13 protein-coding genes are annotated in these 13,379 nt (G+C 42.8%); 8 read left to right on the forward strand and 5 right to left on the reverse strand.

Features of this window, described 5'->3' with window-relative positions:
- On the forward strand, nucleotides 1-1,923 hold the full coding sequence (locus ABDK00_RS00520; RefSeq protein ID WP_346237549.1) for a TonB-dependent receptor plug domain-containing protein: 1,923 nt from the start codon (nucleotides 1-3) through the stop codon (nucleotides 1,921-1,923).
- Nucleotides 1,924-1,997: 74 nt separating this feature from the next.
- On the opposite strand, the gene ABDK00_RS00525 is transcribed toward ABDK00_RS00520, so the two are convergent.
- Nucleotides 1,998-2,675: a DUF4290 domain-containing protein gene (locus ABDK00_RS00525; RefSeq protein WP_346237550.1), complete on the reverse strand. Its 678-nt coding sequence runs from the start codon at nucleotides 2,673-2,675 to the stop codon at nucleotides 1,998-2,000.
- Nucleotides 2,676-2,779: 104 nt separating this feature from the next.
- Here ABDK00_RS00525 and ABDK00_RS00530 point away from each other — a divergent pair, with 104 nt between their 5' ends.
- The 5 genes from ABDK00_RS00530 to ABDK00_RS00550 all read left to right on the forward strand — a co-directional run bounded on the left by ABDK00_RS00530 (nucleotide 2,780) and on the right by ABDK00_RS00550 (nucleotide 7,084).
- A complete protein-coding gene (locus ABDK00_RS00530; RefSeq protein ID WP_346237551.1) occupies nucleotides 2,780-3,799 on the forward strand; it encodes a glycosyltransferase in 1,020 nt (339 codons plus the stop codon).
- Nucleotides 3,800-3,988: 189 nt separating this feature from the next.
- Nucleotides 3,989-4,339, forward strand: a complete 351-nt coding sequence (gldC, locus tag ABDK00_RS00535) for a gliding motility protein GldC (RefSeq protein WP_346237552.1) — start codon at nucleotides 3,989-3,991, stop codon at nucleotides 4,337-4,339.
- A 60-nt stretch (nucleotides 4,340-4,399) separates the two neighbouring features.
- A complete protein-coding gene (locus ABDK00_RS00540; protein ID WP_346238297.1) occupies nucleotides 4,400-5,104 on the forward strand; it encodes an RluA family pseudouridine synthase in 705 nt (234 codons plus the stop codon).
- Nucleotides 5,105-5,388: 284 nt separating this feature from the next.
- Entirely contained in the window at nucleotides 5,389-6,210 is an 822-nt protein-coding gene (locus ABDK00_RS00545) for a glycosyltransferase family 2 protein (protein ID WP_346237553.1), read from the forward strand.
- Between the two features lie 79 nt (nucleotides 6,211-6,289).
- On the forward strand, nucleotides 6,290-7,084 hold the full coding sequence (locus ABDK00_RS00550) for a glycosyltransferase family 2 protein (protein WP_346237554.1): 795 nt from the start codon (nucleotides 6,290-6,292) through the stop codon (nucleotides 7,082-7,084).
- 25 nt (nucleotides 7,085-7,109) lie between these two features.
- Here the strand turns inward: ABDK00_RS00550 and ABDK00_RS00555 are convergent, their stop codons facing one another.
- Nucleotides 7,110-8,348 carry a glycosyltransferase gene (locus ABDK00_RS00555; protein ID WP_346237555.1) on the reverse strand — a complete coding sequence of 413 codons (1,239 nt, stop codon included), beginning with the start codon at nucleotides 8,346-8,348 and terminating at the stop codon, nucleotides 7,110-7,112.
- A gap of 104 nt (nucleotides 8,349-8,452) precedes the next feature.
- Between ABDK00_RS00555 and ABDK00_RS00560 the strand changes: the two genes are divergently transcribed.
- Nucleotides 8,453-9,694, forward strand: coding sequence for a glycosyltransferase family 4 protein (locus tag ABDK00_RS00560; protein ID WP_346237556.1), 1,242 nt, complete (start codon nucleotides 8,453-8,455; stop codon nucleotides 9,692-9,694).
- Here ABDK00_RS00560 and ABDK00_RS00565 read toward each other — a convergent pair.
- Genes ABDK00_RS00565 through ABDK00_RS00575 form a run of 3 tightly spaced genes read right to left on the reverse strand, consistent with a single transcriptional unit; the run spans nucleotide 9,679 to nucleotide 12,397 of the window.
- Nucleotides 9,679-10,320 carry a glycosyltransferase gene (locus ABDK00_RS00565; protein ID WP_346237557.1) on the reverse strand — a complete coding sequence of 214 codons (642 nt, stop codon included), beginning with the start codon at nucleotides 10,318-10,320 and terminating at the stop codon, nucleotides 9,679-9,681. The two genes, ABDK00_RS00560 and ABDK00_RS00565, sit on opposite strands and share 16 nt — an antisense overlap.
- Nucleotides 10,320-11,474: a glycosyltransferase family 2 protein gene (locus tag ABDK00_RS00570; RefSeq protein WP_346237558.1), complete on the reverse strand. Its 1,155-nt coding sequence runs from the start codon at nucleotides 11,472-11,474 to the stop codon at nucleotides 10,320-10,322. The genes ABDK00_RS00565 and ABDK00_RS00570 overlap by 1 nt, the downstream gene beginning before the upstream one ends.
- A gap of 47 nt (nucleotides 11,475-11,521) precedes the next feature.
- The gene (locus tag ABDK00_RS00575) at nucleotides 11,522-12,397 is read right to left on the reverse strand and encodes a hypothetical protein (protein WP_346237559.1); all 876 of its coding nucleotides are present in this window, start codon (nucleotides 12,395-12,397) and stop codon (nucleotides 11,522-11,524) included.
- A 70-nt stretch (nucleotides 12,398-12,467) separates the two neighbouring features.
- Here ABDK00_RS00575 and ABDK00_RS00580 point away from each other — a divergent pair, with 70 nt between their 5' ends.
- On the forward strand, nucleotides 12,468-13,379 hold the full coding sequence (locus tag ABDK00_RS00580; protein WP_346237560.1) for a glycosyltransferase: 912 nt from the start codon (nucleotides 12,468-12,470) through the stop codon (nucleotides 13,377-13,379).

Consider the following 13,379-nt stretch of genomic DNA (forward strand, 5'->3'; position numbering starts at 1 on the left):
ATGAAGAAAGGCTTTATCTCATGGCTTGGCTTAATGCAGATCATTACAGCTTTTAACAGCGCCGATGCGCAGCAAACCACGCTCGATCCGGTAACCATTACCTCATCGCTGTCAGAAAAACGCAGCTCCGAAACGGGCCGGAATATGACGATTATTAACGGCAGCGATATTGCCAAATTACCCGTGCATTCGTTAGATGAATTGCTAAAATATGTGCCCGGTATTGAAGTGCAGTCGCGGGGCCCGCAGGGCGCCCAAAGCGATATCAGCATCCGCGGCGGCACTTACCAGCAGGTGTTAGTGGTACTCGATGGATTGCGTATCAATGATCCCAATTCAGGACATTTTTCTGCTTACATTCCCATAACACCGGCGCAAATCGACCGGATTGAAATCTTAAAAGGTGCGTCTGCTGCGATCTATGGTTCAGATGCTGTGGGCGGCGTAATCAATATTGTTACAAAAGCATTTAACGCGCAAAATCAACAAAAGGATAAACTGCTAAACGGGCAGTTGGCCCTCGGCGAATACAACCTGGTAAATACGAATGTTGGCGGATTTGTTCGTGCCGGAAAATGGAGCGTTGATGCGGGGTTATTGTCTAACCATGCTACCGGTGTACAAAAAGTGGGTACGCGTGGGTTCTTTCATAATACCACCGCGTCGGCAGGCTTTAATGTAAGGTTGAATGAATATTGGAATCTCTCGGCCCGCTCTGTTTATGATCATCGTGATTTTGACGCGCAAAATTTTTATACAACTTATCTTTCCGACACCGCGACGGAGTTGGTAAAAAGCTGGTGGCATCAGGCGCGGTTGAGTTACCAAAAAAACAAATCGGGTCTGAGCATTGATGCCGGGTATAAAACTTTAAGCGATCAGTATGCTTTCAACAGCATTTCTCCCGCCAATCAAAACGAGTCAAAATTATTTCAATCGTTATTATTATTTCATCAGCAACTGGGGCAGCAAACATTGCTGACAACAGGGTTTAATTTTCAGAACCGGGCCATTGTTTCTAACGACCGGGGCACCCATAGCCTGAATATTGCCGCGCCTTTTGCCAGCCTGACGCAGCAAATTGGCGACCATTTCAATTTGATGCCCTCGCTGCGGGTTGAATGGATTGGAAATAATCAGGCAGAGATACTGCCGCAACTCAATGCATCGCTTCGGCTTAAAGATGTGCAGCTGCGCGCAAGTGGCGGCCGCACCGTACGCGCCGCTGAGTTTACCGAAAGATATAATAATTATAACAGGCAAACGCCTATTGGCAGAAGTATCGGCAATCCCTGGCTGACGCCGGAAGTGTCGTGGGGATATGAAGCCGGCTTCGACTGGTTTTCAAAAGGTGTACTTAAGGTGTCGTCGACTGTTTTCCAACGCTTTCACAGTAAACTGATTGATTGGGTGTTTACCCCCTACGACGCAATGCCGCGAAAAGACAATCTCACACCGGGAACGGATTATTACCTGGCTACCAATATTGCCAGGATTAATACTACAGGCTTTGAAACGGATGTTCAGTACCGTGCCCGTTTTGCTGAAAAGCAAATGCTTTTCTTAAACGCAGGCATGGTGTGGCTGTATAGTAAAAGCAGCGAAGCAAACCCTTCTTTCTACACTTCGTCGCACGCCCGGTTTTTAAGTAATTTCAACCTGCAATATGAAGTGGGTAAATGGGGGGTGAGTCTTACCGGCCTTTATAAAGTACGCAATCAACAACAGGCGCCTGCGATCAACGCACATATTAGCAAAGATTATTTTTTGCTGAACGCAAGAGCGAAATATAGTTTTCTTAAAGATCGGTTGGCCGCATTTGCACAGGTGGATAACGTATTGGATCGGAATTATAGCGATCTTTTGGGATCGGTAATGCCCGGCCGTTGGCTACAAGGCGGCATTAGTTTCAGCTGTTTCTAAAAACGCAAAAACAACAGGCATATAAATAAGAAAGCCGGCGCATCATGGCCGGCTTTCCTGTTTTCGTTATAAAGTTAAAAGCGTTTCTTCTTAAAATTATTTCCGCCGCTGTTACCATTGCGCCGGTTACCATTGTTGTTATTGGTATTCCCGTTGCGCTGCTGGTATTTATTTCTTTTGCCAAAATTGCTTTTGGTATTTTCCTGCTGCATGCGGTATGCTTTTACATAAGGAGTGTTGGTAAATTCCAGCTGCCCATCGGTAATACTGTTCAGCTCACTTTGAATAGCGTCGTCATGTACTACTTCTTTATGCCAGTTGTTATAAGCCAGTTTCATGTAATAGGCAATGGCATTGGCAAATCCCTGGCGCTTGTCAGGATCCTGCTCGGCCAGCGCTTTGGTAATCACGTCCTCTAAATTTTTCCCTAAATGAGAAAATCGCGATGAGCGCTTCGGGTAAGGAATCGGTTGCGGTTTTGCCCGCAAGGTTTCGCGGGTAGGCGTTGGATAGGGCGATTCAACATCGATCTTGAAATCGGCAATTAAAAATAAATGATCCCAAAGCTTGTGCCTGAAATCTTCCACGTTTTTCAAATGCGGATTTAAAAATCCCATCAATTCAATAACAGCCTCAGTATTTTTTTGCCTTCTCTCCGGATCTTCTATTGTTAAAATATGTTCCACCATCTTTTGTACATGGCGCCCATACTCGCGCATTGCCAGGTGGTTTCTCGTTGTATTATATTCCATAAAAATGTTTGGTAAAAAATGTATCTGCAACTTACTTTTTTGCGTGGTGTTATACCTTTGCAGCTATCTGGCAAAGATATGGGAAAAACCGGGATTATATAATAATGGCTATAATATTAGACGCAAGCGATTTTTACTTAGATACTTATACAGGCGACTTGGAAGTCAGGCTATTTAAAGCGCTGGCAGCGAGATTGCCTGGATTTCAATTTTTGTATCCCGCAAAGCCCGGCTTTTCAGGGCCGGCGGCTTCTAACCTGCAGGCGGTTCCCTTTCCGGCGGACCGTGGTTTTTTTCAAACGCTGGCCTTGCAGAAATGGCTAAAGGCGCAAAATGCCACTCATTTTATAAGTTTTAACCGTACTGTAAAAGCCAATTCCGATCTCCGCCGCCTATTTATTATCAAAGACGCAGCTGCCTGGGCCAATGAAAAAGCTATAAAAAATGCAGACGCGTTGGGTATTGTTTCGAGCGGGCTTTTTAATCAGTTTGTAAAAAAATATCCTGAATATCGCTCCAAAGCCGTGTTGTTAGAAGCGCTGATGGCTGCTTCGCAGGCAACCGAAGCGACCTATGATGTTAAGGAAAAGTTGACTTCTGGTAAAGAGTATTTTGCGATTGCTGATTTTGGGCTTTCCCGCGAAAAGCTGACAACAGTTTTGAAGGGTTTTTCTGCTTTTAAAAAACGGCAGCAAAGCAACTGGAAACTGTTGGTGGTATTAAGAGAGCGCGAAGGTTTAAGCCGCGAAGCGGCGGCGCAGCTCGTTTCGAACTATAAGTACCGCGAAGATGTGGTACTGACGGACAACCAGTTTTTTGCAGAAAAAATAGCCAGGGCTTACACCGTTATCACGCTTACCAGTGAAGAGGTTTTTCCTTCAATTGCAGTAGAAGCGTTAAGCAGCCGCACGCCGGTAGCTGCGATAAAAACCGAAACCATTGAAAATTTGCTCGGCGCTGCTGCCGTTTATCTGCAAAAAGCCGACAGCGAAGCCATTGGCGATATGCTAATGACCATGTATAAAGGCGAAACTTTTCGAAAAAATCTGATTAAAAAGATGGACGCCATTACTTACCCCCAAAATTTGGATGAAACGGCTGCCATGCTACTGAACCGTCAGTAAAAATACTCTACGGCTTTATTTGCTTAATTTTGCGCCTGAACTGGAACAGGCGGTTGCCTGTTGCGGGCTAGAAAGTATAAAATATACGGGTGAAACGCTCATTATAAAATTTACATTTTTATCACCAGAGGAATGAAAATTTTATACCTGAAGAGTTCCATTCGACCATAAAAATAAAAAAGTAAAAGGATGAAAAAATCAACAATAACAATTGATGTGGCGATGGATGAAAACCGTGTTCCGGACAGCATACAATGGAGCGCTACTGAAAGCACAGCTGATAAAGCGCAGAAAGCAAAAGCGATGATGATATCTTTTTGGGATGGCGCTGACAAAGCGGCGTTGCGTATTGACTTGTGGACGAAAGACATGATGATCGATGAAATGGCTGATTTTTTTTATCAGACTTTAATGACGATGGCCGACACCTACGGCAGGGCCACTAAATACAGCGATCAGGTGGTGGATATGAAGACTTTCGCGAAAGATTTTTATAAGAAATTCCAGGCAAAACAGCTGGAAGATAACAAGGCAGGCTAAAAAAGCCGGATCGAATTATGTTAAAAACTAAAATTTGTTATCATCAAACTTAAAGAACTAATTGTTTTCGAAGATGAAAACATCGTAGCGTTGAATAAGCCGCCTGGCATGCTTTCTATTCCCGACCGGGAAGGAAAAGAATCCAGTTTAAAGGATTATCTGAAAGAAGCGTATGGCGACATTTTTACGGTGCACCGGCTCGATAAGGAAACCAGCGGCCTGATCATTTTTGCGAAAACCCCGGCTGCCCACAAACATTTCAGCAGGCAGTTTGAGGAAAGAAAAACCGTTAAAATATACCTGGGACTATTGATCGGATCACTTCCGAACGACGAAGGCCGCATAGATGCGCCGATTGCTGAAAACATGGCAAAACGCGGCACTATGTTGATTCATAAACGCGGAAAACCTGCGCTAACTGATTATCATTTGTTAAAGGAACTCAAAATGTATAGTTGGGTTCAGTTCCGTATTCACACGGGCCGCACCCATCAAATACGCGTGCACGCGAAAGAGCTCGGCGCCCCGCTCGTGGGCGACCCCATTTACGGCGATGGAAAGCCCGTTTTGCTTTCTTCTTTTAAAAGCAAATTCAAACTTAGTAAAGACGTGCTGGAAGAAAAGCCGCTGCTGAACCGCCTCGCGCTGCATGCATTTCAACTAAAAATAACTGATGAAGACGGCAACTGGATAGAACTGGAAGCGCCTTTACATAAAGACTTAAAAGTTACGGTTTTACAACTTGAAAAATATTTGAAGAAATAGCAGACGAAGAACGAGTGAGATCTAACGCGAAGAAAAGGACGAATTGAAGCGTAGGGCGGGCGAGGCCTATTTTTTATATGTCGTCGTAACCTGGCAATGTGGATTCGCATTTTTTCCAAAAACATCCTGTTGCGCATGGCGGATTTTTCCCGTCTTTTATGTTCGTGAAGATTTAAGAGAACATTTTGAAAGTTATCGGAATAGATTTTGAGGAGATTTATATTTTTAAAGTGCGATATTTTAAGCATTTTTGAATTTATAAACCAAAAGCGGGACATTTTTTGATGTTTGAGAGAAATGCAAAGCCGATTATTTCGGTATTAGTGTCGACCTATAACTGGCCCCAGGCACTAAATCTTTGTTTGTTATCTATTGAGAATCAATCTGAAAAACCTTTCGAGGTAATTATTGCAGATGATGGATCAACGATAGCAACAAAGGAGCTGATCGATAATTTTAGAAAAAGATCTTCACTCAATATAAAGCATGTGTGGCACGAAGACAAGGGATTTAGGCTGGCCAAGATAAGGAATATGGCCATTGCTCAGGCCTCGGGCGACTATATTGTGCAGGTGGACGGGGATATTATTTTACACCGGCACTTTATAAAAGATCATAAGTCTTTTGCAAAAAAGAACTCTTTTGTAAGAGCCAGCCGGATTTACATTAATGAACTCGTATCGGAGCAGATGATAGAAAGCGGAGCGTATAAAGTGAGTGTGTTCAGCAAAGGTATCAGCAACTTTTTTAGTGGGTTGAGAATTCCTTTTATCCGGAGGTTTTTTGAACATAATTATAAGGTAAAAGGCCTGGAGCGTTATGAAATTCACGGATGTAATATGGCGTATTGGCGGGCTGACGCGATCGAGGTAAATGGTTATAACGAGGCTTTTGAAGGTTGGGGGCCGGAAGATAAGGAGTTCGTTGTGAGAATGCTCAACAGTGGTAAAGTCAGGCGATTTCTGAAAGGCGGAGGCATCGCGTTTCATTTGTATCACAAAGAAAGTTCGCGGGCATTTCAGGAAGCTAATCAGCGTTTACTCGATGACGCCATCGGGCAAAACAAAAAAAAATGTAAACAGGGAATCGATCAATATTTGAAATAAAAAGAATTAATAACCGCAATAGGGCAACAATCTGTGCCGCGGCGATTAAATCAATCTATAGAAAAATAAAGATATACGAATGAAAAGGAACGTAACCACCACCTTGGTTATTTCTACTTACAACTGGCCGGAAGCTCTTGAGCTGGTATTGCGGAGCACTTTTAGGCAAACAACCCTGCCGGATGAAATCATCATTGCAGACGACGGTTCGGGCTTGGGCACGCGCAAACTGATTGAAGGATTGAAGCAGGAAAGCCCGATTCCGATCAGGCATTTTTGGCACGAAGACAAAGGTTTTAGAAAAACAGTGATTATGAATAAAGCAATCGCCGCAGCAACCGGAGATTATATTATTCAGATCGATGGCGACATCTTACTTCATTCAAAGTTTATTGCAGATCATATCAATGAAGCGGAAAAGGGTTACTATATCAGGGGAAGCAGAGCGCTGCTTTCCCCATCCAAAACCTTCTCTGTTTTTAGCACCAAAAAATTGCATATCCACGCGTTAAGCATGGGCGTGACCAATCGCATTAACGCTTCCCGCTGGCCACTTTTGTCAAAGGTTTTATCCAAAAACAGGTATAAGTCCAATAATCTTAAAGGGTGTAATTTTTCTTTTTGGAAGGAAGATTTTATTGCTGTGAACGGTTATAACAACGATTTAGAGGGATGGGGCCATGAAGACATAGAATTGGCTGCCAGGTTGACGAATATTGATATAAAACAACGGAAACTTAAAATGAAAGCCGTGTGTTTTCATTTGCATCATGAAATTAATTCGCGGCACAACCAATCCATCAACTACAATAAATATCTTGAAGTGGTGAAGTATAAGGTGGTTAAATGTAAACTGGGATTGGAGCTGCTCTGATAAGGCGCTCCAATCCGCGTTGAGTTTATAATTGATTGATGACAGCCTTCAACCTGGATAAAATCAGGTCCCACGCATAATTGTTTTCTACGTAATTTTTCGCTTTTATGCTGTTCTCTTCCAGTACCCCTGGAGCGGAGGCTAAGACATTGAGTTTTTCTACAAAATCCGTTTCGCTTTCGTAATACTGAGCAGCAAAATCACTATCCAGGCAATGTTGTTTTAGAACAGGGCAATCGGCGTTTACCAATGCCGTTTTACCTAATTTCATAGCCTCCAAAAGCAGTAAGGAAAGACTTTCGCTTTTAGAAGGATTGATGACCACCGTCGCATTTTCAATCAAAGTTGTTTTCTCACTTTCTGTAACAAAACCGGTGTAAAGAATATCAGGATGATCATTCTTAGGCATAAAAACACCTCCGGTTAAAACGAGCTTTAGGTCACCGCCATACTTATGCTTATAAGCTATAAAATAGGGAACCAGATCGTTCATTTTACTTTCACAGACGCGGCCAAAATATAGCGCATACTTTTCGGGTAAATCATATTTTTCTTTTACCAATGCCACGGGCGCTGCGGGTGCAATATCAACGCCGACCGCAACGACGCTATTGGGCGCCAGGCTGCGTGTGAATATCTTTTTCGCCAGCGCTTGCTCTTTTACGGAGTTGAACGCAATATGTCCGACGTTAGAAAAAAGATGAGAATAAATGGAATGAAAAATGCCGCCTTCGTGATAGTGAATGGTAGGAATGATCACTGATTTTTCCGGCGCTATTTGTGATCCAAAAAAAGTATAAGGCGACACATAGGAAAAGAAAATAAGCGCTTTGCTGGCGCTATGATTAACTTTGAGATATTGCAGCAGATCTTCAGAATAAAATTCGCTCACCCTCAGCAGGGCCGCATCGTTTTTAACGCCGAAGTTCCAAACGGGGAACAGGTTAAAAAACAGAGAATCCATCCGAAGCCTATAGATCATCCGGCGCAGTTTCCGGCTCCATTTTGCGCGCTTCCGGATGGCATTATAAACCTGTTGATCAAAAGGCCGGGAAGAGAACCGTTTTACCGTCACGTTGTTTATCACCTCGGCGCCTTCCGCGTATTCCTGTTCTAAGGTTTTGTAGTTTTTGATCCTGCTGGTAAGCACTTCGACATTATAAGTGTCGCTAAGCCGCTCCGCGAGCATCCTGCAATGCACTTCCGCGCCCCCATTGACATCCAGGCCATACCGAAGTGCTACAAAAGTTATTTTTTCTTTCAACCGTATTAATTTTATTCTAAAACAAGCCGAAAAGAGCCAAGGTTCATTTTTGGCTAACTTTATGGCTTCTAATTATGCTAAAAGACAGAAAAAAAATTGCGATAGTGTGCCAAAGATATGGGATTGAGGTAAACGGCGGCGCCGAATACCACGCTCGTTTACTGGCCGAAAAGCTTTCTTCTGCATACGATATTACCGTCCTCACCACGACGGCCATAGATTACCACACCTGGGAAAATTTTTTTGACGAGGGGGCCGAACATATTAATGGAGTTTTGGTTAGCAGGTTTGCCACTATTGAGCCGAAACCCCGCCAGCTGCGAAAGTCAAGGCGGATCATTTTTGGTAACCGAAAGTACTTTAAATTTCTTAGAGCCCTCGGCATTTTCAATTTTCTAAACGAAAAGCTTAGACTCACACGCGTCTCACCAAGAGAAAGCGAAGAATGGTTGAAGTGCCAAGGGCCTTATTGTCCGGGAATGATGGAATTTATCAAGTCCAATGAGTCGCTTTATGATGCATTCATATTTTTTACATATTTGTATTATCCCACAGCTATTGGAATGCCGCTCGTAAGACACAAATCGATCTTCATACCTACCGCTCACGACGAGCCCCCATTGTACAGGCCGCCCTATGCCGCTCTTTTTAGTCAACCAAAATTCATTATGTACAATTCACAGGCAGAAAAAGACCTGGTCGAATCTCATTTTAAACAGTATACAAAAGCACATGACGTAGCCGGAGTGGGCATTACCCCTCATATTCCGTCGGATGTCAGGGGTTCTTCGGATTTAATTCCAGATAGTCCTTACTTTCTTTATATTGGTCGGATTGAGAGGAACAAGGGGTGTCATGAACTGGTAAGTTTTTTTAAAGAATACGCCACCGGAAAGAAACTAAAACTGGTGATGGTGGGCAGAGATTTTATGGATTTAGAGGCATCAGATATAATTGTAAAAACAGGATTTATATCAGATGATCAAAAATATCAACTGCTGGAAAAGTGCGTTGCGCTAATCATACCGTCTAAATATGAAAGCTTGTCGATGGTTGCGCTGGAAGCAATGATACAAGGTAAAATAGTAATTGTTAACGGAGCCTGTGAGGTGCTCAAAGACCATGTGGAGAACAGCAAATCCGGGTTTTATTATAAAACGTACCAGGAATTTTGTGTTGTGTTGAATAACGCTCTGGGAATGCCACCAGATGATGTGGCGCAAAATAAAGAGAACGCCATCGCGTATGTGAAAAAGCATTACACCTGGGAAAGTATATTACGCAAGTTCGATCAGGCCATTGCGTATGTTACAGATGAAAAGGCGCGAGATCAAAGGCTTTCGTAAAATTCGTTTTGGCGAATTTGTTTGTCAAGTTTTTTTGTGTGGATCAAACAGAGGTCAAACTTGTCAGCCGGCAACAGTTTTTGTCTCTCAAATCCCACAAGCACTTCGTGAACCTTATTGTCCCATCGAATGCCTTTATTGAGTTTAAAAAGCCTCATCTGATAGTCAGGGTAATTGATGTAGTTTTTCTCGTTGGTGGTCCAATTCCATTTTTTAATATACTCGGGCGTAATACCTTCAACAGTATTTATCCGCGGAACACCGAAGCAATCATATTTGTTTTTTATTCTTAAGAGGAAGCGGAGTTTTTGTAGCAAACTCTTTTGGGGAATCTCATCCGCGTCAATTTGAAAAAGATAATCGCCTTTAGCCTCCGAGATCAAATTATTTTTAAAGCTGCTGAAATCGCCGTTTAGCTTTTTCTCTATTATTTTAATGTGGTGATTATATTTTTCCAGTACCAGCTCCACGTTTTTACTGGACCGGGTCATATCTCTCAGCACAATGATTTCATCCCTTGTCTTTAGAAATGGAATGAGTGAATTCAGCAATGCATCCAACTCAACAGCCTCATCACAAACCGTGATGCCATACGAAATTTTTATTTTTTTAAAAAAAGCTACCATTAGTTTCTTACTATTAATTCGTGTTGATAGGTTTTTAAATGATTGATTTTTATTCTCAGGTCACCGATGGTTAACCTGTTCCCAAAAAAAAATCTTTTTTTCAATCGAAACCATTTAGAATGTAATCTTTTGTCCAATTCGTCGGCCAGGTTCTCAAACTTTTTCAGATTGTCTTCATTCAAATCAGCGGTATTAAAATAGATTAAAATATCGTCACCTGTGAGTTCCTGATCGGTAAATTTTTTTAACAGGTCGAATCGGGTATAGGGCTGTTCTTCTGCAATGTAATCAGTAGGATCAAATGTGGTAAATATCCTGGACACAAAGGGTTCAAGCTGCTTTAAGGCAGCTTTGTTAGCATTTTTTAAATTTAGGCCGTATTGTCTTTTTTGTTTTGACACCGCGTTAATCTGAAATCCCCATTTTCTGCAAAAATTTCTGTTCGACCGTGTTTCTATCTTTTTAGTCTTATGGATGTAGTCGTTGGAGAACCGTGAGGTTTTACTTACAAAATGATATGCAATAGCGCTATGAGACTGATAAAAATTGAGGCCCCACATACCAAGTCGGTATAAAATATCATTGTCCTCACAAAACATTGGGTCAAATAAAGGATCGAGGCCGTTAATCTTTACAAGTGTTGATCTACTCGTCAATAAAAAAAATGTAGGATCGGTAGTTGGCGTGCTGTCCGTCTTTTCTGTCGAAGAACTAAAATGCCGAAACGCGCCTAACTGGAAACTATCGAGATCAGCGCCAAAATCTTTGACGATTTTCCAATCGTGCGGATCGTCCGAAAAAATGGGAGGTTCCACCACCTTGTAAAAAAGGACTTTGTCTGCCGCAGCTTCCTTTACCAGGTTTTCTGCGAACCCATTCCCCAGAACCATGTCATTATGCAAAAAAGCCACAAACTCTTTTGTTGCCAAATCGATACACTTGTTGTACGTGTCAGAAAGCGTTTTATTTTCCGTTGAGTAATGATATTGTAAATTTTCATCGGAAAGACTGTCTAACCAGCTATGAGTATCATCGGTACTACCATAGCTTACAAAAACCAACTCAATGTCAGGGTAAAGAGCCCGGGTAGTAGCATAAAAATGCTTGGTATATGCTATATTATTTTTAAGGCCTACCAACAGCGATATATTCATTGTAAACAATTATTTGAGTATAAAGGAAAGCTTTTTAGCAAATACGGCTACCGTTTCATCAAATATTCCACCTTCTTATCTCCCCAAAGCTGATCAACTTTTTGCTTCAGACGCCGGTTCGTGGTGCTCGATATCCTGACCACCGGGCAGGTTGACAAATCTATAGTGCGAAAGCGCTTTAGTTGTTCCTCAAAGCTTAAGCCCAGCATCTGGTTTTCCATAAAAAAGGCGCTGATCAGCTCGTTCCACTCTTTCTTGTTCGACCAGTAATGAGCCACATGGCCATCAGCAGCTTCAAGGCCATAGCTTTGTGCCAGCGCTACCGACAAGGCAAATTGCTCTACAAACTGGTCCTTCACCTGCGCGCGGCACATTTCATCGCAAAGCTTTAAGGCCAGTTCCATCTCCTTTCCCCCAAGTTGATTGGGCGTGAAAACAACACCGGCATTCCACATTTCCATGGATTCCAGGCCACTTAAACCTGCAATTGTTATATTTTTCAATTGGCGGCTCATAGTTTTCATTGTTTTGGAAGGTAGCCTTTTTAGCGGCCCCTCATTCTCAAACATAGCGGCCTGCCGGCTCTCGCTCCATTTTTCAAAATCCTGTGCGCCGCCATAAAAAAATGTATCAGAATCGAGGTAAAGAACAGGGCTGCCGCTGTATAAAGAACAGATTTTTTCAATAGCTTTGAGTTTCACCCGCCAGAAAAACTGGTAAGGCCCTCTCCATTTATTTAATAAAGCCGCGTCGGCCTCAATGATATTCAGCTTGCTTTTGATAGAAGCATAATACCAGGGTTTATCTGTGATCACGTTGATGCTGGCTGGCGAAATTTCTTTGGCCAGAAAAGAATAAATGGAAAAATAGGCTTGGGAATGGTTGCTAATATTATCCCCAAATGTCAGGTAGAGTAAGTTCATATCGAGTTGCTTGGGGCAAATGTATAAGAATATTTGAAGCTAAAATTTTATAAGGTTGCAAAAGCCACGGGTGTCTATAGTAATGTGCACTTATAACGGCGCTGCTTTTATCGAGCAGCAATTGGCTTGCATTGCAGGCCAATCTTATCCCTTGCACGAAATAATTATCGTCGACGATGCCTCTACCGATGCTACTTTTTCATTATTGCAAAACTGGCAGCAAAAAAACGAGCTAATTCGACTATACCGCAATCCCACCAACCTGGGAGTTCACAAAAACTTTGAAAAAGCCATCAGGCTCGCCACGGGGGACTATATTTCTATTGCCGACCAGGACGATATATGGCTGCCGGAAAAAACGAAATTGCTGGCAGAAGCTTTGGAACGCCATCCCGAAAGTATGTTGGCCCACTGCCGGAGCGCCACACTGAAGCAGGGCCGGCTCAGTTATGCCAATCACAAGCTACACCGGCATTTCAGCGGTCCGGACACGCGTAAATTGATCTTTTTTAATCAGGTCAACGGGCATGGCATGATGTTTAAAAAGAAAGTTTTAGAACAAGCGCTACCGATTCCTCCGGGCATGTTTTACGATTGGTGGATTGCGGTAGTTGCGACAACCTGCGGCGCTGTTATTTCGGTCGATAAAACGCTGGTGCACCACCGTATCCACGAAACGAACGCTCATTTCACCTCCGGGCGACCTAAATCGGAGCCCGACCACGACGAGGTAATTGATCATATAACCACGCTGGCAACGCTAAATGACGAAACGCGTTGCTTTGCCCAGGCGCTCAGTACGTTAATAAAGGAAAATCCATCGTCAAATAAAAATGTCAATTGGCGCCTGTTTTTATTTCTATTTCGGCACCGGCGTATTATTTTTGGCCATAAAAGAAGATGGGCGCCGCTTTTTTCTTATCTTAAGAATGCGATAAAATATGCCAAAGCAAGATACCGCCACGCAGGGGTGTCGTTTTAA

The sequence above is a fragment of the Niabella insulisoli genome (assembly GCF_039652435.2).
Lineage (GTDB): Bacteria > Bacteroidota > Bacteroidia > Chitinophagales > Chitinophagaceae > Niabella > Niabella insulamsoli.